Source organism: Qipengyuania xiapuensis (genome assembly GCF_019711395.1).
Lineage (GTDB): Bacteria > Pseudomonadota > Alphaproteobacteria > Sphingomonadales > Sphingomonadaceae > Qipengyuania > Qipengyuania xiapuensis.
Genome location: NZ_JAIGNL010000001.1, coordinates 1483209 through 1505353, shown reverse-complemented (window position 1 = coordinate 1505353; position 22145 = coordinate 1483209). Strand labels below are relative to the sequence as shown.

Here is a 22145-nt window from a genome sequence, read left to right as displayed (position 1 = left end):
CCGGTCCGGGGTGGCCTAATCGTAGGTCACTCCGGGCAGGCCTTGCCCGCCATCCACGATGAAAGCATCGATCCGCTCTTCGAGCGCGGGCAGCGGTACCGACCCAAGCGAAAGAACGACATCGTGGAACTTGCGGATGTCGAAGTCATCGCCAAGCTCGGCCTCGGCTTTCGCACGAAGACGCCGCAAGGTCATCTCGCCCAGCTTGTAGGCCAGCGCCTGACCCGGCCAGCTGATGTAGCGATCGATCTCCGTCCCTACTTCGCGGTCTGACAGTGCCGTGTGACTGGACAGGTAATCGACCGCCTGTTCGCGGGTCCAGCCATAATGGTGGAGGCCGGTGTCGATCACGAGCCGCGCGGCGCGCCACATCTCGTATGATAGCTGGCCGAAACGCTCGTAGGGATTGCGGTAGATGCCCATCTCGTTGCCGAGATACTCGGTATAGAGCCCCCATCCCTCGCCGAAGCCGGAGAAATAGGTCTGGCGACGGAAGCGCGGAGCAGCTTCACGCTCGAGTGCGATGGCTGCCTGGAAGGAGTGGCCGGGCGCACACTCGTGCATGGTCAGCGCGGGAATGTTGTAAACCGGACGCGACGGCAGATCGTGCGTGTTGATCTGGCAGTATTCGAGCCCGCCCCTGCCCGCAGTATAGAACGGCGCGATCGCGGGATCGACCGGGCGTATGCCATGGCGATAGCGCGGCAGGAAACCGAAATACTCGCCCAGCTTATCGTCAACGCGCTTGGCGGTGTAGGCAGCCACACCCATCAGCTCGTCCGGCGTATCGGCGACGAATTGCGGATCGGTGCGCAGAAAGGCGATGAACTCTTCCAGAGTGCCATCGAAGCCTGCGTCGGCCTTGGCCTTCTCCATCTCAGCCGTAATGCGCGCGACCTCGTCGAGGCCGATCTGGTGGATCTCCTCCGCGCTCAGGTCGAGCGTGGTATACTGGCGGATCTGCTGCGCATAATAATCGGCGCCTTCGGGAAACTCGCTCGCCCCGAGGCTGGTGCGGGCGCGGGTCATGTACTCGCCCCGGAAAAAGGCGAGCCAGTCGGCATAGGCCGGCGTCACGCTGTCGCGAATTGCGGCCCGTCCTGCGGCTTTCAGGCGATCTCGATCCTCGGCCGGAATGCTCTCCGGCATATCCGCGAAAGGCCGCCAGAACGGGCTCTTCTCAGGATCGTCGACGACGTAAGAAGCGATCGAAACGTCGCGGCCTTCAAGGGTCACTCGAGGAACCGAGAAGCCGCGATCAAGTCCGGCACGCGCGTTGGCGGTATGCTCCGCGAAATAGCGCGGGATATCGTTCATCCGGCCGATGTAGTTCTCGTAGTCCTCGATGCTGCCGAAACCGCGACTGCCCGCGAGGTAGGACCAAAAGTTGCTGTCGCTGTTGAAGGGCATCTCCCACTCGGCAAAGCGGACATCGCCGATATTGCTCTCTAGCAGGGTACGAAGGACGAGCGCATCGGTGGTCGCAGCGTCGGAAAGGCCTTCCTGCTCTAGCGCAGATAGCTGCTCCAGGAACTGCGCGTAGCGGGCGGCACGGGCACGCTCGGCCTGGGGCGTCACCGACCAGAGCCTGTCGCCCTGCCGCGTTCCGCCACTCTCGCCCTCGACAAAGCCGTATTGGGCGAGCTGGTAGTCCTGGTAACTGTCACCGAGCGCCGCCAGCTTCTCGTCTGCGCTCTCCTGCGCAGACAGGGGCATTGCGAACGCAGAGGCGGCGAGGACCGCCGCTCCGAGAATGGCTGTCCTCATCGTTCCTCTCCCAAACGGTCGATTATCAATCCGGCTTCTTCGCCACGCCGACCATGGCCGGGCGCAGCAGGCGATCCTTGATCATGTAGCCAGCCTGCATTTCCTGCACGATGGTGCCGGGTTCTGCATCCTCGGTCGGGATTTCCATCATCGCCTGGTGCTGGTTCGGATCGAGCGGCATGCCCTTGGCAGCGATGCGCGTGATGCCGTTCTGGTTGAAGACCTTTTCCAGCTCGCGCTGCGTGGCCTCGATACCGGCGATGAAGCCCTTGAGTTTCTCATCCTCGCGCTGTTCGGCGGGGATCGCATCAAGCGCCCGGCCAAGGTTGTCGGCAACGCTGAGGATGTCGCGTGCAAATCCGGTCGCGGCATAGTTGCGCGCATCCTGCACGTCCTTCTCCATGCGGCGGCGCACGTTCTGGGTCTCGGCGCGGGCATAGAGCGCATCCTGCTTGGCCGCTTCGAGATCGCCGCGCAGGCTTTCGAGAGCCTGTTCGAGAGCATCGTCCGCGTTACCGGCTTCGTCCTCGCCGCCATCGTCACGCAGGTGCTCGGGCACGCCTTCCATCTCGCGCGCTACTTCTTCATCGACCGCGTTGTCCTGCGGTTCTTTCATCTTATCGTCGTTCACTGAAAAACCCTGTCATCCAATTCGTTTGCCCAAGGAGCGGGCCGTGAAGTCCACCATGGGGACGACACGCGCGTAATTCAACCGAGTCGGGCCGATCACACCCAGCACGCCGACCACCTTCCCCTCGCGATCGCGATAGGGGGAGGCGATGACCGAAGAGCCCGAAAGCGAGAAGAGACGGTTCTCGCTACCGATGAAAATCCGCATGGCTTCGGCCTCGCGTGCGCTTTCGAGCAGGCTGGAGACCGATTGCTTGTTTTCGAGGTCGTCGAGGAGCGAACGGACGCGCTCGATATCCGACAGCGCAGTCTCGTCGAGGAGATTCGCCTGACCGCGAACGATCAGGACGGGCCGGTTGGACGCATCCTCCGTCCAGGTCGCAAGCCCGCGAGCCACGAGATCACGACTGGCCTCGTCCAGTGCGCTTCGACCGCTGGCGATCTCCTGTTCAACCAGTCGGGCTGCCTCGGCCAGTGTGCGGCCCTCGGCCTTGGCGGTAAGGAAATTGCTCGCCTGTTCGAGCGAGGTCCCAAGAGCCTCTGCAGGAAGCGCGAGGATGCGGTTTTCGACATTGCCGTCTTCGCCCACGAGCACCGCCAGCACGCGATTTGCATCGAGAGCGGTCAGTGAGACCTGCGCAAGGCGTGGCTCGCGGCGCGGAACCATGACCATGCCGGCTGCACCCGAAAGATCGGAGAGCAAGGCGCTGGTCTGCTCGAGCGCGCGTTCGATCGGTCCGGGCTCGCCGATCCTCTGTTCGATCGCCGCACGCTCCTGCGCGGTGGGCTCTGCGACCTGCATCATCGCGTCGACAAAAAGGCGCAGCCCGCTGTCAGTCGGCATGCGCCCGGCGCTCGTATGCGGTGCGGCCAAGAGGCCGCGTTGTTCCAGCTCCGCGAGGACGGAACGGATCGAGGCAGGCGAGAGGTTTACCCCGCCCTCGCCCGCAAGCGCTTTCGAACCCACCGGAGAGCCGCTTTCGAGATAACCTTCCACCACGAGGCGGAATATCTCGCGTGCGCGGTCGGACAAATCGGTGAGCGGCGGGGAATTCATGTGTCCTATCTAACCACTCCCCTTGCGGCCTCAAGGGGCTTGGTCCTAATCCGCTCACCAGAGATTCGACTGCATTGGAGACATTGATGCGACCTTCAGGACGCGCGCCCGACGAAATGCGCGCCATCACCATCGAGACCGGTTACACGAAGCACGCCGAAGGCAGCTGCCTGATCAGCTTCGGAGAGACCCGCGTCCTGTGCACCGCCAGCGTGGAAGAACGCATTCCGCCGTGGCTGCGCGGCAAGGGCGAAGGCTGGGTCACCGGCGAATACTCGATGCTTCCGCGTGCGACGCACACCCGCGGCCAGCGCGAAGCGGCCAAGGGCAAGCAGAGCGGACGAACTCAGGAAATCCAGCGCCTTATCGGACGTAGTTTGCGCGCTGTCGTAGATATGAAGAAGCTCGGCGAACGCCAGATCACGCTCGATTGCGACGTCATTCAGGCAGATGGCGGCACGCGCACCGCCTCGATTTCGGGCGCCTGGGTCGCGCTGCGCCTCGCGGTTAACGGCCTGATGAAATCGGGCGACATTGTCGAGGATCCTATCACTGCAAAAGTCGCGGCGATTTCCTGCGGCATCTACAACGGCACTCCGGTACTCGACCTCGACTATCCCGAGGACAGCAATGCCGATGCAGATGCCAACTTCGTGCTGATCGAAGGCGGCAAGATCGCCGAGGCACAGGCCACGGCCGAAGGTGCCCCCTATGACGAGGAAGCGTTCCTGCGCCTCCTGCGCCTCGCGCAGATGGGCTGTGCGGACATCTTCCGCGCACAGGACGAGGCGACCCGCGCATGACACGCCGCATCGGTTCGGGCAGCCTCGTGATCGCCACGCACAACGAAGGCAAGCTCAAGGAGATTTCCGCGCTGCTCGCCCCTCATGGCGTCAAGTGCATCTCCGCAGGCTCGCTGGGCCTGCCCGAACCGGCGGAAACGGGCACGACCTTCGTCGAAAACGCCCTCATCAAGGCACGGGCGGCGGCGGAGGCTTCGGGCCTCCCTGCCCTCGCCGACGACAGCGGCCTTTCCGTCGATGCGCTGGATGGCCGCCCGGGTGTCTATACGGCGGACTGGGCCGAACGGCAGTGGTTCGAAGGCGATCCGGGCCGCGACTGGTACATGGCCATGGGCAAGGTCGAGGGAATGCTCCAGCAGAAGGGCGCGGATGTCGACCGCTCCTGCGCCTTCCATTGCGTGCTTGCGATCGCCTGGCCCGATGGAGAGCAGGCGGTTTACGAAGGTACCGCTCCCGGGACACTGACCTGGCCTCCGCGCGGCGAAATGGGCTTCGGCTATGATCCCGTCTTCGTGCCCAAGGGCCGCGAGCAGACCTTTGCGGAGATCGATCCCGAAGAGAAGCACGCCATCAGCCACCGGGCCGATGCCTTCGCAAAGCTCACCGCCAAACAGTTCGGTTGATCAGTAGGCTTTCTGGCCCCAGACGTTGCCTGAGGGCCAATAGCGGCAGACCAGAACGTCCCAGCCCCTGTCGGTGACGACCGAGCAACCGACCTCCTGCGTGTCGCGCCAGACGATCTGGGTGTAGTGCGCGACGTCTGCCCATTTTCCCGTGGTCGATATCTCGGGGAAATCGCCGTGCCGGTACATACGCTTCTCGTCGATCATCATCTGGAGGCCGCTCAGAACGTCCCATTGACCGGCGCTGCCCATCCACAGGTTCTCGCCGGTGCCGTTGCGGCGCTTGTTGTCGGCATGTTCGAGCCTGCCCTTGCGTGCGAGTTCCCGGCCCCATTCCCCGGCTTCGCGCTCAAGTGCGCGGTTCCACTTGAGCCGCGGCAAGCCGAGGCTTTCCCGCTCGCGATTATGCGCGTCGAGGAGGCGAACCGCGAGCCGGTCGTTCATGCGATTGTCGTAATATGCCCGCTCGGCGCCGCTGTCTCGCGCGCTTGCGGAAACGGCCACACCCGTGGCAGAGAGCGCAGCCATTCCGGCCAGCGCAGCGATGATGATTTTCGACCCGTCCATGCATCGCTATAGAACAACCTCCCGCTTAATTTGACGTGAAGGCAGACCTTGGCGCGATCGCTTTACATCCACTGGCCATTCTGTCTCGCGAAATGCCCCTATTGCGACTTCAACAGCCATGTCCGCGAGCGAACCGACATGTCCGCGTGGGAGGCTGCGTTGCTTGCCGACATGGGCGCCGAACACGCGGCTGCGCACAGCCATGAGCCGCTCGCCAGCATCTTCTTCGGTGGCGGAACGCCATCGCTGATGCCGCCTGCCCTCGTGGCGTCACTGTTGAACGAGGCTGAGCGGCTCTGGGGATTTGCACCCGGCATCGAGATCACGCTGGAGGGCAATCCCTCATCGGTCGAAGCGGCGAACTTCGCCGATCTTGCGAGCGCGGGTATCAATCGCGTGTCGCTTGGCGTGCAGAGCCTGCGCGACGATGTGCTCAAGTTTCTCGGTCGCCTTCACGGAGCGCAAGAGGCCCTCGACGCGGTTGCAATTGCGCAGAAGCATTTCGCACGTGTCTCGATCGACTTGATCTACGCTCGCCCGGACCAGACGCCCGAGGATTGGCGCCAGGAACTTTCCGAGGCGCTGACGCTCGGCACCTCGCACATGTCGCTCTACCAGTTGACGATCGAACCGACGACGCGCTTCGCAACCGATGTGAGGCGCGGCGTGTTCGACCCGCTCGAGGACGATCCGGCCGCCGATCTCTTTGCCCTCACCCGCGAAATGACAGCCGCCGCAGGCCTGCCTGCTTACGAGATCAGCAATTATGCCCGTCCCGGCGAGGAGAGCAGGCACAACCTGACCTACTGGCGCTATCTCGATTACCACGGCATCGGTCCGGGGGCGCATGGACGGCGTGACGGGATTGCGACCCTGCGGCACAAGAAGCCCGAGAACTTCCTCACCGCTGTTGCGAAACAGGGAGACGGTATCGTCGAAGCGCGTCAACTTGGCAGACGCGAACAGGCCTCGGAAGCCTTGCTCATGGGCCTTCGGCTGACAGAAGGCGTCGATCTGAGCGGCATAGCCCGCAGGTTCGATATCCCCTCCGGGCAGCTCGTGGACGCGAAAAAACGCGACCTCTACTGCGGGCTCGGCCTCACGTGGCAGGATGGCGAGCGCTTCGGCGTCACCGATGCGGGTATGCCCTTGCTCGACGCGCTGCTCGGCGAACTCGTGCCCGCAGAACTGGTGAGCAGTTGAGCCGCGCCGATATCCTCCAGGCTTGGCACGATCACCTCTCGCTCGGCCTCAGGCGTTCGCCGCATACGGTGCGCGCCTATCACAAGGCGGCCGAGCGCCTACTGACCCGGCTGGACCTCGAGACATTCGACGCGGTAGCGATCCTTCCGGCCGGCAAGTTGCGCACACATCTAGCCGCACGGCGGGCCGACGGTCTGACCAACGCATCGGCAGCGCGCGAGCTCTCGGCGCTCAAGGGGTTCATCAGCTTTGCCAAGGTACAGGCCGGACACGAAGTCACCGAACCGCCGCGGCTTCGCGGGCCGCGGTTGAAGAAGGGGCTTCCCCGCCCCGTCTCTCCGGATGACGCCATGGGGCTTGCCGAGACCGTCGAGGCGCTCGCGGCGGACGGCTGGATCGGCGCACGCGATCGCGCCGTTCTGCTGCTGCTATACGGTGCCGGCATGCGCATTTCGGAAGCGCTGTCGCTTACCGGAAGCGTATTGCCTCTTGGCGAGACGCTGACCGTCACCGGCAAGGGCAACAAGCAGAGGGTCGTGCCCATCGTCCCGCTGATACGCGAAGCGCTTGACGACTATGTGCGCAAGTCGCCCTGGCCGTTCGGACCGCAGGATCCGCTATTTCGGGGGGCCAAGGGCGGGCCGCTCTCACAAGGGGTGGTTCAGAAAGCGACCGCACGCGCCCGGCGGGCGCTGGGCCTCCCCGATACCGCCACCCCCCACGCCTTGCGCCACAGTTTTGCAACGCATCTGCTGGGGGCAGGAGCCGACCTGCGTAGCCTGCAGGAACTGCTCGGCCATGCGAGCCTGGGGTCGACACAAATCTACACGAAAGTCGATGCAGCGAGCCTGCTCGACACCTATCGCAATGCCCACCCGCGAGAGCGCGAAGACTAGGCTGGCTTGGGCTTCCTGACCGCGGCAATCAGAGCGCACAGGACAATGCCGGCCACGAGGTACCAGATCTTCGGATTGATCGTCAGGTAATTGGCGAAGAGCGCTGCGTGCATCGCAAGATACAGCGCGATCAGCTTCACGCCCCAGCTCTTCCGGCGGAGCGCCCCGATTGCCCCGATCGTCACGACGACACCCATCGCCACGATATAGGCGAGATAACCCTGTACGCTGAACGCGAAGAGGCTTCGCTCGGAACTCATCGCGAGAAACTCGCTGGTGTCGGCAATTGCCGAAGCGAACTCAGAATATTGGACCATGCCCATGGACTGGGCGAGCAACCCGCCTCCGACGCCGATACGGATGATACCGAAGGCGAGGAAGCCGATGCAGGCGAGCAGCGCGAGCGCGCGGGTGAATCCGTTGTCCATGGTTACAGCTTGCTCTCGATAGCGTCCCAGATGCGCCCTGGTGTGTCGGTTCCGTTGAACTTGTCGATTGCCACGATTCCGGTGGGCGAGGTGACATTGATCTCGGTGAGCCACTTGCCGCCGATGACGTCGATACCGACGAAAACAAGGCCACGACGCTTGAGCTCGGGCCCCATCGCTTCGCAAATTTCCTGCTCTCGATCGGTGAGCGTCGCCGCCTCGGCATAGCCGCCCTGCGCGAGATTCGAACGAAACTCACCTTCGCCCGGGAAACGGTTGATTGCGCCTGCAAATTCCCCGTCGACCAGCACGATCCGCTTGTCCCCCTCGGCGACCTCGGGAAGGAATGGCTGGATCATGTGCGGCTCTGGCCAGGTCTGGTCAAAAACCTCGCTCAGCGCCGAGAGGTTGGTGCCCTTTTCGTCGAGCCGGAAGATGGCCTTGCCGCCATTGCCGTGGAGCGGCTTGATAACGACCGAACCGTGCTTGCGCTGGAAGGCGCGCAGGTCGTCGAGATGTCGCGCGATCATCGTGGGCGGCATGAAACGCGAATAATCGAGGACGAACATCTTTTCCGGTGCGTTCACGACTTCACGCGGGTCGTTCACGACCAGCGTCGTGCCCTTCAGGCGGTCGAGCAGGAAAGCGGCGCTGATGTATCCGAGGTGGAACGGCGGGTCCTGCCGCATCAGGATCACGTCGATGTCTTTCGCAAGGTCGATCCTGCGGCGCTCGCCGGCGGTGAAGTGGTCGCCTTCCACGCGCTGCACGGTTACAGGAGCGGCGTGAGCGGTGATCTTGCCGGAGGGCGTCCCGTCGCTTTCCCAGGCGATGCTGCCGACGTCATAGTGCCAGACTTCGTGACCCCGCTCCTGCGCAGAGAGCATCAGGGCAAAAGAACTGTCGCCCGCGATCTTGATGCTTTCGAGCGGGTCCATCTGGACGGCGACGCGTATCGGCATGGATATTCCTTCAGGGTTGCCAGGCATTGGCGATGTGGCGAGGGAACGCGCCGGGTGCAAGGAGGATCACGTCCACGCGGATGTCCTCGCCCTCCCCGGCATAGCGATGAGCAACCGCTTCAGCGGCTGCTGCGACCCGCGAAAGACGATGCTGATCGATCGCGTGATCGAGTTCCTCACGTTTGCGGCGCCATTTGACCTCGACGAAAGCCACCAGCTTGCCGCGCTTCGCCACGAGGTCGATCTCTCCCACAGGGGTCTTCACCCGCTCGTCGAGTATCTGCCAGCCCTTGGCGCGAAGCCAGAAAGCGGCACGACGTTCACCGCCGCGGCCGCTGCGCTCGGCAAGCTGGCGCTTCATTCGGCCTTGATCTCCATCGCGCGGGCATAAAGCGTCTTTCGGTCGAGACCGGTCGCCTTCGCGACATGCGCGGCGGCCTGGCTCGTCTTCATCGTGGCCAGTGCCTCGCGCAGCATGGCCTCGGCATCCGCATCGCTGGGCACCTCTTCTGCCGGTGGGCCGACCAGCAGGACGATCTCTCCCTTGGGCGGGTTGGCCTCGTAATAGGCCAGCAATCCGTCGGAGAGGCCACGGCGACACTCCTCGTGCAGTTTGGTGAGTTCGCGCGCGACCGCGATCTCTCGTTCGGGCATTACCTGCCCGAGCGCGACGAGGGACTTCAGCAGGCGGGGCCCGGTCTCATAAAAGATCAGCGTCGCATCGATCGGCGCAAGCTCTTCAAGCGTCTCGCGCCGCGCCTTGTCCTTCGCGGGCAGGAAACCTGCGAAGAGGAAACGGTCGTTGGGAAGGCCCGAGAGGGTCAGACCGACGATGGCTGCACAAGCTCCGGGAAGGCTCGTCACCGGGATGCCCTCGAGGCGGCAATCGTTGACGAGGCGATAGCCGGGATCGGAAATCATCGGCGTTCCCGCATCGGTCACCAGCGCCACGGCCTTTTCTCGCATCGAATCGACGAGCCGCTGGCGGTCACGATGTTCGCTATGGTCATCGTACCGCCACATGGGCTTGGAAATGCCGAGATGCTTCAGCAACTTGCCAGTAACCCGCGTGTCTTCGCAAGCTACGCCGTCGCAGCGTTTCAGGATATCGGCGGCCCGAAACGTAATATCGCCGAGATTCCCGATAGGGGTGGCGACAAGATAAAGACCGGGTGTAAGGCGGTCCGAAAGGGAAGGCGCTTTGTCGCTCACCTTCCTTCCATGAACTACCAATGAGGGACGCGGCAAGATGAAGAGCGGATTTGTAAACCGGCGTAATGTAATGGTGGCTGCAGGCGCAGTCCTGCTGTCGGGTTGTTCCATCATCCCGAAGACGGCGGATACCCCGACTTCAGGTACGCCCACGCCGGAGCCGAGCGCGACCGCCCTCCCCGAAGACGAAGCCCGCCACCGCGTCGCCCTGCTCGTTCCCCTTTCGGGCCAGAACGGCGAAGTCGGCCAGTCGATCGCCAATGCGACGACCATGGCGATTCTCGACACCGGTGCCGACAACCTGCGCATCACCACCTATGACACCGCGCAGGGCCCGCAATCGGCGGCACGTCGCGCTCTGGCAGACGGCAACAAGCTGATCCTCGGCCCGCTGCTCGGCAGCAATGTCGTCTCGGTCCGCGCCGAGACAGAGGGCACCGCAGTCCCGATCATCAGCTTCTCGAACGACACGACGATTGCCGGCCCCGGTGTTTTCGTGATGGGTCACATTCCCGAACAGTCGATCGCGCGCAGCGTGCAGTATGCACGTAGCCAGGGTTCGCGCGATTTCGCGATCCTCGCGCCCGACGGTGACTACGGCAACCGCGCCGAGGCAGCTCTCCGCAATGCGCTTACGGAATATGGCGGACGCTATGTGACCGGCGAACGCTATGCGCGAACCAACACCTCCGTGGTCAGCGCTGCCGGGCGGCTGAAGCAGCGCGGCGGTTTCGACACCGTGCTCATCGCCGACGGAGGCAGCAACTCGATCCGGGGCGCCGGGGCGGTCAACTCCGATGGTCTCCAGATCCTCGGCACCGAACGCTGGAGCGGCGATAGCGCCGTCCTGCGGTCGTCCTCGCTGAGGGGCGCGCTTTTCTCCGCCGTAACCGACAGTCGCTACGGCGGGTTCGTCAACAGCTATGAAGAGCGCTTCGGCGGCCAGCCCTACCGCGTCGCCACGCTTGGCTACGATGCCGTCCTGCTGACCCTGCGCGCGACGCGCGACTGGGGCGTAGGCCGCGATTTTCCCGTGAACCTGCTTTACCAGGCAGGCGGCTTCGACGGCATGGACGGTCCGTTCCGTTTCCAGCGCAATGGCGTCGTCGAGCGCGCGATGGAAGTGCGCGAAGTGCAGAGCGGGGACGTTTCGGTCGTATCGGCTGCACCGGTAGGCTTCTGACAGGCGGATAACGTCACGCGCCTCCTTGTGCGCGGGAATTTGCACGCGATATAGCTTGCAACCATGTCCGACGATCTGTTCGAAAACACGCCGACATCTTCCGGCGACTATGACGCTTCCTCGATCGAGGTCCTCGAGGGCCTCGAGCCCGTACGTCGCCGTCCCGGCATGTACATCGGCGGCACCGATGACCGAGCGCTGCATCACCTCGTAGCCGAAGTTCTCGACAACGCGATGGACGAGGCGGTTGCAGGCCATGCGAGCCGTATCGAGATGCGACTCGAGGAAGGCAATCGCGTCACGATTTCGGACAACGGGCGCGGCATTCCCGTGGGCGAGCACCCTAAGTATCCGGGCAAGTCGACGCTCGAGGTGATCCTCACCACGCTGCACTCGGGCGGCAAGTTCTCGGGCAAGGCTTATGCCACCAGCGGCGGCCTGCACGGCGTGGGCGTCAGCGTGGTCAACGCGCTGTCGGACTACACGCGCGTCGAGGTAGCCCGCGACAAGACGCTGTACGCGCAGGAATTTTCCAAGGGGGCCCCGAAGGGCAAGATCGAGGAGATCGGATCGACCCCGAACCGGCGCGGAACCACGGTCACCTTCGTGCCCGACACCGAGATTTTCGGCGACCGCAAGTTCAATCCCAAGCGCCTGTTCAAGCTCGCCCGCTCGAAGGCCTATCTCTTCGCTGGCGTCGAAATCCGCTGGAAATGCGCGGACGCGCTGGCGTCGGAGGACGTGCCTGCGGAAGCTGTATTCAAGTTCCCGGGAGGCTTGGCAGATCACCTGACCGAACAGCTCGGCGGGCGCGAATGCGTCACCGCGCAGCCCTTCGCAGGCAAGCAGGACTTCCCGGAAAACGAAGATGGTCTGCAGCAGGGCAGCGTAGAATGGGCTATCGCCTGGCCACTCTACTCCGAAGGTTCGACCAGTTGGTATTGTAACACGGTCCCAACCCCTGACGGCGGAACGCACGAGCAGGGTCTGCGCGCAGCCTTGACCAAGGGCTTGCGGGCATTCGGCGAGCTTACCGGAACGAAGAAAGCCAAGGATCTTACCGCCGACGATATCATGTCGGGCGCAGAGACCATGCTCAGCGTCTTCATCCGTGATCCGCAGTTTCAGAGCCAGACCAAGGACCGCCTGACCTCGCCAGAGGCCGCGCGACTGGTCGAGAACGCAGTTCGCGATCACTTCGACCATTTCCTCTCCGACAACATGGACCGCGGCAAGGCGCTGCTGGGCCAGGTGATGGAGCGGATGGACGAGCGCCTGCGCCGCAAGCAGGAACGCGAGATCAAGCGCAAGACCGCGACCAACGCCAAGAAGCTGCGCCTGCCCGGCAAGCTGACCGACTGTTCCGGTGAGGGCGACGGCGAGACCGAACTCTTCATCGTCGAAGGCGATTCGGCAGGCGGCAGCGCCAAGCAAGCGCGCAACCGCAAGACGCAGGCAATCCTTCCGATCCGGGGCAAGATCCTCAACGTCGCCAGCGCAACCGCCGACAAGATCCGCGCGAACAGCGAAATCGCCGACCTCACGCTCGCCATGGGCTGCGGGACGCGTAAGGACTGCGATCCGGAAAACCTGCGCTACGACCGCATCATCATCATGACCGACGCGGACGTCGACGGCGCGCATATCGCAACGCTGCTGATGACATTCTTCTTCCAGGAGATGGCGGAGATCGTTCGCGACGGGCGCCTCTATCTCGCCCAGCCCCCGCTCTACAAGCTGACGGCGGGCAAGGAGAGCCGCTACGCCCGCGACGACGAGCATCGCAAGGAGCTCGAAGAAACGGTCTTCAAGGGCAAGAAGGTCGAGGTTGGCCGCTTCAAGGGCCTCGGCGAGATGAACCCGCAGCAGCTTCGGGAGACCACGATGGACCCGGAAACGCGCAGTCTCATCCGCATCACCCTGCCCAGCGAATTCGAACAGCGCGCGGTGGTGAAGGAACTGGTCGACCAGCTGATGGGCCGCAACCCGGAACACCGCTTCAATTTCATCCAGAACAACGCGGGCGAATTCGACCGCGAGATGATCGATGCCTGACGGGCGTTATCCCGACCCGCGCGAGGAAGACATCATCTACGACGATCGCCGCATCTCGCGGCCCGACGTCTCCCTGCCCGATTGGGAAGTGCCCGACAGCACCTATCGCCCGGTGCCGATCGTCTGGTTCACCCGGGCGCTGATCCTGCAGATCATCCTCCAGCCCGTGCTATTCGCCGTGCTTGCAGGCCTCCTTGGATTGCCCCGGGTAATCCTCGGCGGTACCGCATTGCTGCTGACTGCGATGATCGGCTTTCACGCGTGGGAAAGCGGCATACAGAACTCCGCAAGGGGTTGGCGGATCGCGACCTTCCTGATTCTGGCCGTCACGCTCGGCTTAACCCTGCTCGTGATCCAGGTCTGATCTCAATCCTCGCGCGTGCTGGTGTGAACGTGGAGTTCGCCTTCCAGCGTGCGGTGAACAGGGCACTTGTCCGCGATCTCGATCAGGCGGGTGCGCTGATCTTCATCGAGATCCCCGCGGATGGCGATTACCCGGTTGAGCGCCTGCAACTGCTTGCCCTCCTCCATCGCCTCGACATGGTGGCACTTGTGGCCATGGTCGCGTTCATGCGTGACTTCCACGCTCACACCTTCGAGCGGCCAGCCCTTGCGATCGGCGTACATCTTCATCGTCATAGCCGTGCAGGTGCCGAGCGCCGCGTTGAGCAGGTCGTATGGCGTGGGTCCCGTATCGTCGCCGCCATAGCTCTTCGGTTCGTCGGCAATAAAGCGGTGGCTGACGGTGTGGACCTCGGTCCCGAACTTGCCGTGGCCGGTGCAGGCGACGATGCCTTCCTCGGGCATCGGCCAGTCGTCGCGCAGCGGCAGGTAGCGATGCGCCCAACCGGCGATGACGCTGGCGACGAACCGCGCATCTTCCTCGCGCACGAGGAGGTGGTCGGCACCCTCCAGGCTGACGAAACTCTTCGGATGCTTGGCGGCCTGAAACAGGGCACTTGCATGTTCGATGCCGACAATGTCGTCGGTCGGTGAATGGAGGAACATGAGCGGCTTGCGCAGCCGTGCGACCTCGGCAAGCAGGTCCGTGTTCTCCACCTTCTCGATGAATTCGCGCCCGAGAGTGAACGCGCGGCCGCCGATTTTGACCTCGCCTTCTCCCTGCTCGCGGATCTGTTCGATATCGCCGTCGATATTGTGGAGCACATGGGGCACGTCGGAAGGTGCGCCCAGCGTGGCGATGGCGGCGATCCGATCGAAGCCGATCTGGTCCGCTGCAGCCAGTACCGCTGCGCCTCCCAAACTGTGACCGACGAGCAGTATGGGTGCCGAGAATCGATCGATCAATTCCTCCGCCGCCGCAACAAGGTCCGATACGTCGGCAGCGAATCCCGCGCGGCCGAAATCGCCTCCGCTTCCGCCGAGCCCGGTGAAGTCGAAGCGGAGCGTCGCAATTCCTTCCCCCGCGAGCGCACGAGCGACGGTGACGGCCGCCTTGCTGTTCTTCGTGCAGGTGAAGCAATGCGCGAACAGCGCCGCGCCCCGAACCAGTCCGGTGGGCAGTTCGAGCGATCCTGTCAGCTCGTGTCCGGCGTCGGTTTTTATGGAGATATTCTCGGTCGGCATCGTCGCTCCCTGTGTCGGCTTGAGCCATCGTGACGGGATTTTTTTGGCCCGGTGTGTAAGAAATACGCTCGGGGACGGACTAAGGATACATGACCGTAGCAAATCAACACGATCTGTATCGCGAAGCCGGCGAACTTTTCGCCCCGGCCATTGCTCGCCTAGCGCGGGCCATGGAGTATGACGGCGAGAAAGCGCGCGATCTCGAACAGGACATTCATTGCGAGCTGTTTCGCAGTTTCGCGCGCTTCGAAGGGCAATGCGCTCTCAAGACCTGGGTTTACCGGGTGGCGCATAACGTGGCCGCGGAGCACCGCCTGCGAGAGAGCCGAGGGAAGACGCCCCTCGCTCTAGACGAGATCGAGGACCTTCCCGAACCCGGCGACGCCGAGCGGTCTGCGGCTGAAAACCACGCCGTTGCCCGCGCCCAGCGCATGATCCGCCGCCTACCCACGCTCGACGCGCAGGTCATGCTGCTCTGGCTCGAGGGCGAGAGCGGGAAGGACATAGCCGACGTCACCGGCCTTTCCTCCGGCAGCGTCACGACCCGCATACACCGCCTCAAGTCCGCCCTCGCTTCGGAGTTCGAGGCCGAGACCTCTCCCTCCCCCGCCCCCAATCAGGAGACCGCCCGATGACCGACAAGCCCTTTTCCTTTTGGACCTCGCAGAACACCGCCGCTTCCTTCAGCGAACCGGGCGCCTGTCAGGCACGCGCCACGGCCTTCGAGAAGAAAATCCGGCGCCGCAACGTGATCGAATTTGCTGCGGGCGGTCTCGTCATCGTCCTGTTCGGAGCGATGGCCGTCATGGCCGCCTCTGTCGGCGAATGGCTGTTCGCCGCGGCGGGCCTCGCGATCGGGATCGCTGCGATCTTCGTGATTGCGAAGCTTCATCGCGATGGCAGCGCACAGCCACGCGTTCCCGAACAGAGCTGCCGCGAACACCTGCGCGCACAACTCGTCCGTCAACGCGACCTGCTTCGCAGTGTGCCCAAGTGGTATCTCGCCCCCTTCGTCCCCGGGCTGCTCGGCTTCTACCTCGTGGTCACCGCGAAGGTTGCAGAGGTCCAGGGCTGGACCGTAGCGATCGACGGGGTCTGGCTGAAGGTCACCGGTACCGCTGCGTTCTTCGTTTTCGTGGGCTGGCTGAACCTCTATGCCGCGAAGAAGATCGACCGCGAAATCGGTGCGCTCGACCGCGCCTGAGACATCGAGTGCCGGAGCGCCCTTGCGTGCTCCGGCGCTTGCCCCTAACGCAAACGTAAAGTTGCAAGGGAAAACCGATGTCCGAACCGACCCGCTTTGAAGGTACCAGCTCCTACATCGCGACCGACGATCTCAAGGTCGCTGTCAACGCCGCAGTCACGCTGCGCCGCCCGCTGCTCGTGAAGGGCGAACCCGGGACCGGCAAGACGGTGCTGGCGCACGAAATCGCCAAGGCCATCGACGCACCGCTGATCGAGTGGAACGTCAAGTCGACCACCAAGGCGCAGCAGGGTCTCTACGAGTATGACGCGGTCGCGCGCCTGCGCGACGGCCAGCTCGGCGACGAGCGCGTCCACGACATCTCGAACTACATCAAGAAGGGCAAGCTGTGGGAAGCCTTCACTTCCGAACAGCTCCCGGTCCTGCTGATCGACGAGATCGACAAGGCCGACATCGAGTTTCCGAACGATCTCCTCCAGGAACTCGATCGCATGAGCTTCGACGTTTACGAGACACATGAGCGGATCGAGGCGAAGGAACGCCCCATCGTCGTCATCACCTCGAACAACGAGAAGGAACTGCCCGACGCTTTCCTGCGCCGCTGCTTCTTCCACTACATCAAGTTTCCCGACCGCGACACGATGCGCGACATCATCGAGGTGCACTTCCCCGACATCCAGAAGAACCTCGTCACCAAGGCGATGGAGATCTTCTACGAACTGCGCGATGTGCCCGGCCTCAAGAAGAAGCCCAGCACCAGCGAATTGCTCGACTGGCTCAAGCTGCTGCTGAACGAGGACATGCCGCTCGAAGTGCTGCAGGACAGCAACCCCAACAGCGCCATCCCGCCGTTGCATGGCGCGCTGCTCAAGAACGAGCAGGACGTGATGATGTTCGAACGCCTCGCGTTCATGGCACGCCGCCAGACCTGATCGCGCGCTTCAGGCAAACAGAAAGGGCCGGGAAGCTGATTGTGCTTCCCGGCCCTTTTCCTTGGGGATCTGGTGATCAGCCGAAGCTGTAGGCGAGCTCGGAATCGCCCCAGCGACGTCCGTTGATGTACAGCGGGACGTAGACGTTGCGAACCACGAGGTAGTTCGTGCCATCGCCTTCCTGGCGGTAGACGGCCATCATGTAATCGTCCGTGTTCTTCTTGGCCTTCTTGTCGATCGTGTCGAGCAGGATGCGGCCGTTGCGGCAATAGGTGGTGTCGTGAACCACATCGCCGGTCGGCTTGCGCGAACGCTCGGAGACGTGGGTCGGCAGGAAGCCGTTCATATCGGCAGGCGAGCACATCTTGATCGCGCCCCCTTCCGAGACGACCTCGTCGATAACCGGGCGCCAGTTGTTGTCCGCCCAGTCGCTGGCCTTGCTGCGATAGAGCTGCGGGTTGGTCCCCTGCACCGGCACGTAATTCGTGTCGAACAGCTCCTCCATCGTGATATCGCCGCGAGCAATCGCTTCCTCGGCGATTCTCGACAGGTTCCTCGCATGCTCGAGCGCACGCTCGACGAGCTGGCTGTCCTGAGGTGACAGGCCCGCCTTGACGATGCGATCGAACATCTCGCTCGCCGTAAGCTCGAGGTCCTCGATGCGGTCGTGTGCGGTGGCGAGGCGTTCCTCGTTCTCGTTCGCAGCGCGGTCGTAGCTGTCGAGCACCGACGAAACGCGGTCGACGTGTTCGGTCATCATGCCGGTTGCGCGGGTGATCTGGTCGTTCTGCTGGTCGACTTCTTCCACCAACTGGCTGACACCTGCGATGGTAGCATCGATGCTGGCGACCGAGGACTTGGCCTCGTTCGACGCCTTCGCGCCTGCCTCGATACGCTCGATCACGGTCGAAGCCTCGCTGCCGAGAGTTTCGATCACGTCGCTGATCTCGTCTGTAGCCTTGCGGGTTTCGCCCGCGAGGGTCTTCACCTCGTTGGCGACCACGGCAAAGGTGCGACCGGCCTCGCCTGCACGCATCGCTTCGATGGTAGCGTTGAGAGCGAGGATGTTGGTGGTTTCCGCGATCTGTTCGATGTCCTGCGAACAGCGCTTCACCTGGTCCATCGCGGCAGCAAAGCCCGTGACATGGGTTGCCAGCGTTTCGACGAGGTCGAGCAGGTCGGTGATCTGCTGCAGCGAGGACTGGATCTGGCTGGTGCCGAGTCCCAGACGTTCGATGGCGCGAGCAGAGAGAAGGCGCGCTTCGTCGCTAGCTTCTGCGACCTTGCGCTGATCCGCTTCCAGTTCCTTGACGGTACCCTGCAGTTCGATGTGCTCGGCGCGCAAGACGCCCGAACTGTCGATCACTGCCTGGACGATCCCGGCGACATCCGAACATCCAACGGTTACCTTGCCGCAGGCCTCGGGAATTTTATCCAGCGCCGATGCTCCCCGTGCATCGATGGCATTCAGTTCCATATGTGCTGACCCCTTTTTGGTCTTTTGCACGCCGGTCACTAGGAGAAAATGGTTATCAGCGAATTAAGACTGGCGAAAATCTACAAAATGCGAACCTCGCCTCCAGTTGCGTTTTGCCACTGGCCTACGGCATCGCTTTTCCCTAGGCAGAGATCATGTTCTTCAATTTCGTAGACGAGCTGCGCGCCGCGGGCATTCCCGCCAGTTTCAAGGAGCACCTCACCCTGCTCGAAGCCCTCGATCGCGAGGTTATCGAGCAGACGCCGGAAAGCTTCTATTACCTGAGCCGAGCGACCTTCGTGAAGGACGAGGGCCTGATCGACCGCTTCGACCAGGTCTTCTCGAAAGTTTTCAAAGGCATCCTGACCGATTACGGGCAGAACCCCGTCGACATTCCCGAGGACTGGCTGAAGGCAGTCGCCGAGAAATTCCTCTCCGAAGAGGAGATGGAGGCGATCAAGAGCCTGGGCGACTGGGACGAGATCATGGAGACGCTGAAGAAGCGCCTCGAGGAGCAGGAAAAGCGCCATCAGGGCGGCAACAAGTGGATCGGTACCGGTGGCACCTCGCCCTTCGGCAACTCGGGCTACAATCCCGAAGGCGTGCGGATCGGCGGCGAGAGCAAGCACAAGCGCGCGCTCAAGGTCTGGGACAAACGCGAGTTCAAGAACCTCGACAACACCAAGGAACTGGGCACGCGCAACATCAAGATGGCGCTGCGCCGCCTGCGCCGCTTCGCCCGTGAAGGTGCGGCGGACGAGCTCGATCTCGACGCGACGATCGACGGTACCGCCAAGCAGGGCTGGCTCGACATCCACATGCGCCCCGAACGGCACAATGCGGTCAAGCTCTTGCTCTTCCTCGATGTCGGCGGATCGATGGATCCCTTCATCAAGATCACCGAGGAACTGTTCAGCGCGGCCACCAGCGAGTTCAAGAACCTCGAATTCTTCTACTTCCACAACTGCCTCTACGAAGGTGTCTGGAAGGACAACCGCCGCCGCTGGCAGGAACGCACCAAGACCTGGGACGTGCTCCACAAATACGGCCACGACTACAAGGTCGTCTTCGTCGGTGACGCGGCGATGAGCCCTTACGAGATCACCCACCCCGGCGGCAGCGTCGAGCATATGAACGAGGAAGCCGGCGCAACCTGGATGCAGCGGGTGGTGAATACCTATCCTGCCACGGTCTGGCTGAACCCCGTTCCCGAGAAGCAGTGGGGCTATTCGCAATCGACCAAGGTGATGAAGCAGCTGGTCAATGACCGGATGTATCCACTCTCGCTCGAAGGGCTGGATGATGCCATGCGCGAGCTGAGCCGCAAGCAGGGCTGAGCCGGGCATTCATCCTCGGTATAGTCTCTCCGGCCTAGTCTCGGCGAAGTATTGGGGAGAATGCCATGAAAAACCTGTCACTTTTCGCTTTCGCGGTGCTTAGCGGCGGTTTGGCATCTGGTATCGCCAGCGCTCAGGACGCTCCGCCGCCCGAGCCGCACAGCAAGCTCGATATGCCCGCCTATGAAGAACCCGCTTCCCGCTGGGAGACCATCGAAGAGGCGACCGCGGAGGACGAGAACTGCCGCGACCGTATCCGCGAGGTGCGCGAGGAAACCGGCCAGCCCGAACTCGAGGATGACACCGGCAAGCCCGAGGAGCCCATGGTGATTGCCGCGGTCGACCACCGGATCGACGGGTGCAGCGTGCTAGTGATGCGCGGGAATACGGACGATGTCCGCCCGCTTCCAAAGCCCGCCGGCGAGCCGAAACTCGTTCCGGCCGAATAAGCCTTCCGCTCAACCGTAGATGAGATGCGGCGCGATGGTCTCGCGCCAGGCCTGCTCGTCAGCATTCGCAATGGCATCGAGATCGCCGGCCTCTGCGTCGCTGTCGTCCACCCATTCGCGTAGCGCCGGACCGCCGTTGATCACGTCGATCGCGAGCCGGTCGAACTCGTACTCGTAGGGGAAATCGCGCCAGATCTCGTAGTCGGGATAAAGATTGCGAATTGCCTTGAAAGCGAGCGCTTGCAGGCGCCATGGTTGGAATTCGTGATGATCGTAGAACGGACCTTCTGCGTGGATCATCAGCCCGTTACAGAGCGTTCCTGCGTGCTTGTGGAAAGTCGGTTCGAACCAGCATTCGCGCAAATGGCAGCCGCGTAGCCATGCCGGAGCAAGTGATTTCATCTCCGCCAGCACGGCCCCCGCATCGATGTCGGGGGCGCCGAACAGGACTTCGAGCGGGCGGGTCGTCCCCCTGCCCTCGCTCAGCGTCGTTCCTTCGAGCATGACCGTGCCGGCATAGGCCCGCGCCATGTTGAGGCTCGCGGCATTCGGACTTGGATTGATCCAGACCCGGTCTTGCGGCCACCCGTATCCCGGCGCCTTGCCGGGCTTCCAACCCTCCATCTCGATCACGCGGTAATCGACATCGAGATTGAAGTGCTTGACGAACCAGTGCCCCATCTCGCCCATGGTCATGCCGTGACGCATCACCATCGGAGCGGCGCCCACGAAGCTTTCCTGACCTGGCAGCAGCAAGGTTCCCTCGACCGGGCCGCCTGCCGGATTGGGCCGGTCCAGTACCCATACGGATTTCCCCGATTTCTCGGCTTCCTGCAGCAGGTAGAGCAGCGTCGTGACGAAGGTGTAGATCCGGCAGCCGAGGTCTTGAAGGTCATAGATGAACACGTCCGCGCTCGACATCATCTGGCCGGTCGGGCGGCGCACTTCACCATACAGGCTGAACACCGGAATGTTGTACCGGGGATCGGTCTCGTCCTCGGTCTCGACCATATTGTCCTGCTTGTCGCCCTTGAGGCCGTGCTGCGGTCCGAAGGCCGAGGTCACGTTCACGCCCTTTTCGATGAGGGCGTCGAGCGAGTGATCGAGCTGTGCGGTGACAGAAGCAGGATGAGCGATGAGCGATACTCGCTGGCCTTCCAGCGGTGCGCGCAGATCGTCTTCGGTGAGGAGGCGGTCTATGCCGAATTTCATGAGGTTGTGCGTGCCGGAAGCCGCGCGGTGAAGCAAGCGGGATCGTGAAAATCGGGCTCGTCTTGCGGGTGATATAGCGCCCAGAAGCTCTTGATGCCGCCTTCTTCCTCCAGAACGCAGGTCAGACCTGCATCGCAATCGCTCCGGGGAAGCGCCGCGGCGGGGATGGCTGCATCGAAGATGGCAAAGCTGCTGCCCTGGCGCATCGTGCAATCGGGCTCGCGCGGAGCGGGCCGATTCTCCATCCCGTCACGGCGCGAGGAGAAATCGTAAGCTGCCCAGCGCTCGGAAGGTGACAGGTTGAACTCGCTGTACGCCTCGCCCCCGTCGGGCTTGAGGAAGAGCTCGAAACAGGTCGTACGCCACAATTCGTCGGCCCTGCCCCGCCCTGCAAACGGCGGCACGACGAGCTTGCCCGAGCCTTCGATCCGCCAGCGCAGGCGCAGCCAGTTCTCGTCGCGCGATATGATGCTCGCGCGGACCGCCGAGACCATCAACGGCGGATAGGCGCGGTGTGCGCTCAGTTCATGCGTTTCCAATTACAAATACCCATGCTAGCGG

24 protein-coding genes are annotated in these 22145 nt (G+C 63.0%); 12 read left to right on the top strand and 12 right to left on the bottom strand.

Features of this window, described 5'->3' with window-relative positions; translation table 11 throughout:
• Positions 1–15: 15 nt before the first annotated feature.
• The 3 genes from K3163_RS07640 to hrcA are packed head-to-tail and all read right to left on the bottom strand — an operon-like array spanning position 16 to position 3454.
• Entirely contained in the window at positions 16–1767 is a 1752-nt protein-coding gene (locus tag K3163_RS07640; protein ID WP_221553693.1) for a DUF885 domain-containing protein, read from the bottom strand.
• Positions 1768–1792: 25 nt separating this feature from the next.
• Positions 1793–2398 carry a nucleotide exchange factor GrpE gene (gene grpE, locus K3163_RS07635; RefSeq protein ID WP_345719712.1) on the bottom strand — a complete coding sequence of 202 codons (606 nt, stop codon included), beginning with the start codon at positions 2396–2398 and terminating at the stop codon, positions 1793–1795.
• Positions 2399–2410: 12 nt separating this feature from the next.
• The gene (gene hrcA, locus K3163_RS07630; RefSeq protein ID WP_221553692.1) at positions 2411–3454 is read right to left on the bottom strand and encodes a heat-inducible transcriptional repressor HrcA; all 1044 of its coding nucleotides are present in this window, start codon (positions 3452–3454) and stop codon (positions 2411–2413) included.
• An 86-nt stretch (positions 3455–3540) separates the two neighbouring features.
• On the opposite strand from hrcA, the gene rph reads away from it, so the two are divergent.
• Positions 3541–4257 (top strand): ribonuclease PH, encoded by a 717-nt coding sequence (gene rph / locus K3163_RS07625; RefSeq protein WP_221428473.1) that lies wholly within the window; start codon positions 3541–3543, stop codon positions 4255–4257.
• Positions 4254–4880: an RdgB/HAM1 family non-canonical purine NTP pyrophosphatase gene (rdgB, locus tag K3163_RS07620; protein WP_221553691.1), complete on the top strand. Its 627-nt coding sequence runs from the start codon at positions 4254–4256 to the stop codon at positions 4878–4880. The genes rph and rdgB overlap by 4 nt, the downstream gene beginning before the upstream one ends.
• On the opposite strand, the gene K3163_RS07615 is transcribed toward rdgB, so the two are convergent.
• Positions 4881–5447 carry a CAP domain-containing protein gene (locus tag K3163_RS07615; RefSeq protein ID WP_221553690.1) on the bottom strand — a complete coding sequence of 189 codons (567 nt, stop codon included), beginning with the start codon at positions 5445–5447 and terminating at the stop codon, positions 4881–4883.
• A 48-nt stretch (positions 5448–5495) separates the two neighbouring features.
• On the opposite strand from K3163_RS07615, the gene hemW reads away from it, so the two are divergent.
• Positions 5496–6650, top strand: a complete 1155-nt coding sequence (hemW, locus tag K3163_RS07610) for a radical SAM family heme chaperone HemW (RefSeq protein ID WP_221553689.1) — start codon at positions 5496–5498, stop codon at positions 6648–6650.
• Positions 6647–7546 carry a tyrosine recombinase XerC gene (locus K3163_RS07605; protein WP_221553688.1) on the top strand — a complete coding sequence of 300 codons (900 nt, stop codon included), beginning with the start codon at positions 6647–6649 and terminating at the stop codon, positions 7544–7546. The genes hemW and K3163_RS07605 overlap by 4 nt, the downstream gene beginning before the upstream one ends.
• On the opposite strand, the gene K3163_RS07600 is transcribed toward K3163_RS07605, so the two are convergent.
• Genes K3163_RS07600 through rsmI form a run of 4 tightly spaced genes read right to left on the bottom strand, consistent with a single transcriptional unit; the run spans position 7543 to position 10148 of the window.
• Positions 7543–7974, bottom strand: a complete 432-nt coding sequence (locus K3163_RS07600; RefSeq protein ID WP_221553687.1) for a hypothetical protein — start codon at positions 7972–7974, stop codon at positions 7543–7545. The two genes, K3163_RS07605 and K3163_RS07600, sit on opposite strands and share 4 nt — an antisense overlap.
• 2 nt (positions 7975–7976) lie before the next feature.
• Positions 7977–8936, bottom strand: a complete 960-nt coding sequence (gene gshB, locus K3163_RS07595) for a glutathione synthase (protein WP_221553686.1) — start codon at positions 8934–8936, stop codon at positions 7977–7979.
• Positions 8937–8946: 10 nt separating this feature from the next.
• On the bottom strand, positions 8947–9297 hold the full coding sequence (locus K3163_RS07590) for a YraN family protein (protein WP_221553685.1): 351 nt from the start codon (positions 9295–9297) through the stop codon (positions 8947–8949).
• A complete protein-coding gene (gene rsmI / locus K3163_RS07585; protein ID WP_247710111.1) occupies positions 9294–10148 on the bottom strand; it encodes a 16S rRNA (cytidine(1402)-2'-O)-methyltransferase in 855 nt (284 codons plus the stop codon). The genes K3163_RS07590 and rsmI overlap by 4 nt, the downstream gene beginning before the upstream one ends.
• 37 nt (positions 10149–10185) lie before the next feature.
• On the opposite strand from rsmI, the gene K3163_RS07580 reads away from it, so the two are divergent.
• The 3 genes from K3163_RS07580 to K3163_RS07570 all read left to right on the top strand — a co-directional run bounded on the left by K3163_RS07580 (position 10186) and on the right by K3163_RS07570 (position 13750).
• The gene (locus K3163_RS07580) at positions 10186–11331 is read left to right on the top strand and encodes a penicillin-binding protein activator (protein ID WP_221553684.1); all 1146 of its coding nucleotides are present in this window, start codon (positions 10186–10188) and stop codon (positions 11329–11331) included.
• A gap of 63 nt (positions 11332–11394) precedes the next feature.
• Positions 11395–13386 (top strand): DNA topoisomerase IV subunit B, encoded by a 1992-nt coding sequence (gene parE, locus K3163_RS07575; RefSeq protein WP_221428482.1) that lies wholly within the window; start codon positions 11395–11397, stop codon positions 13384–13386.
• Complete coding sequence (locus K3163_RS07570; RefSeq protein ID WP_221553683.1) at positions 13379–13750, top strand: hypothetical protein; 372 nt, start codon at positions 13379–13381, stop codon at positions 13748–13750. The genes parE and K3163_RS07570 overlap by 8 nt, the downstream gene beginning before the upstream one ends.
• A 2-nt stretch (positions 13751–13752) precedes the next feature.
• Here the strand turns inward: K3163_RS07570 and K3163_RS07565 are convergent, their stop codons facing one another.
• A complete protein-coding gene (locus K3163_RS07565) occupies positions 13753–14973 on the bottom strand; it encodes a bifunctional alpha/beta hydrolase/OsmC family protein (RefSeq protein ID WP_221428484.1) in 1221 nt (406 codons plus the stop codon).
• A gap of 89 nt (positions 14974–15062) precedes the next feature.
• Between K3163_RS07565 and K3163_RS07560 the strand changes: the two genes are divergently transcribed.
• From K3163_RS07560 to K3163_RS07550, 3 genes are all read left to right on the top strand, one after another.
• Positions 15063–15608 carry an RNA polymerase sigma factor gene (locus tag K3163_RS07560; RefSeq protein ID WP_221553682.1) on the top strand — a complete coding sequence of 182 codons (546 nt, stop codon included), beginning with the start codon at positions 15063–15065 and terminating at the stop codon, positions 15606–15608.
• Positions 15605–16177 carry a hypothetical protein gene (locus K3163_RS07555; protein WP_221553681.1) on the top strand — a complete coding sequence of 191 codons (573 nt, stop codon included), beginning with the start codon at positions 15605–15607 and terminating at the stop codon, positions 16175–16177. The genes K3163_RS07560 and K3163_RS07555 overlap by 4 nt, the downstream gene beginning before the upstream one ends.
• A gap of 77 nt (positions 16178–16254) precedes the next feature.
• Positions 16255–17109 carry an AAA family ATPase gene (locus K3163_RS07550; protein ID WP_221428487.1) on the top strand — a complete coding sequence of 285 codons (855 nt, stop codon included), beginning with the start codon at positions 16255–16257 and terminating at the stop codon, positions 17107–17109.
• A gap of 76 nt (positions 17110–17185) precedes the next feature.
• Here the strand turns inward: K3163_RS07550 and K3163_RS07545 are convergent, their stop codons facing one another.
• Positions 17186–18586, bottom strand: a complete 1401-nt coding sequence (locus K3163_RS07545; RefSeq protein ID WP_221553680.1) for a methyl-accepting chemotaxis protein — start codon at positions 18584–18586, stop codon at positions 17186–17188.
• A gap of 155 nt (positions 18587–18741) precedes the next feature.
• Between K3163_RS07545 and K3163_RS07540 the strand changes: the two genes are divergently transcribed.
• Positions 18742–19923 carry a vWA domain-containing protein gene (locus K3163_RS07540; RefSeq protein ID WP_221428489.1) on the top strand — a complete coding sequence of 394 codons (1182 nt, stop codon included), beginning with the start codon at positions 18742–18744 and terminating at the stop codon, positions 19921–19923.
• Positions 19924–19988: 65 nt separating this feature from the next.
• Positions 19989–20372: a hypothetical protein gene (locus K3163_RS07535; protein ID WP_221553679.1), complete on the top strand. Its 384-nt coding sequence runs from the start codon at positions 19989–19991 to the stop codon at positions 20370–20372.
• A gap of 9 nt (positions 20373–20381) precedes the next feature.
• On the opposite strand, the gene K3163_RS07530 is transcribed toward K3163_RS07535, so the two are convergent.
• Together K3163_RS07530 and K3163_RS07525 are read right to left on the bottom strand one after the other, a co-directional pair.
• Positions 20382–21584 carry an exo-beta-N-acetylmuramidase NamZ family protein gene (locus tag K3163_RS07530; RefSeq protein ID WP_221553678.1) on the bottom strand — a complete coding sequence of 401 codons (1203 nt, stop codon included), beginning with the start codon at positions 21582–21584 and terminating at the stop codon, positions 20382–20384.
• A complete protein-coding gene (locus K3163_RS07525) occupies positions 21581–22123 on the bottom strand; it encodes a DOMON-like domain-containing protein (protein ID WP_247712487.1) in 543 nt (180 codons plus the stop codon). Before K3163_RS07525 ends, K3163_RS07530 begins: the two co-directional genes overlap by 4 nt.
• Between the last annotated feature and the right edge of the window lie 22 nt (positions 22124–22145).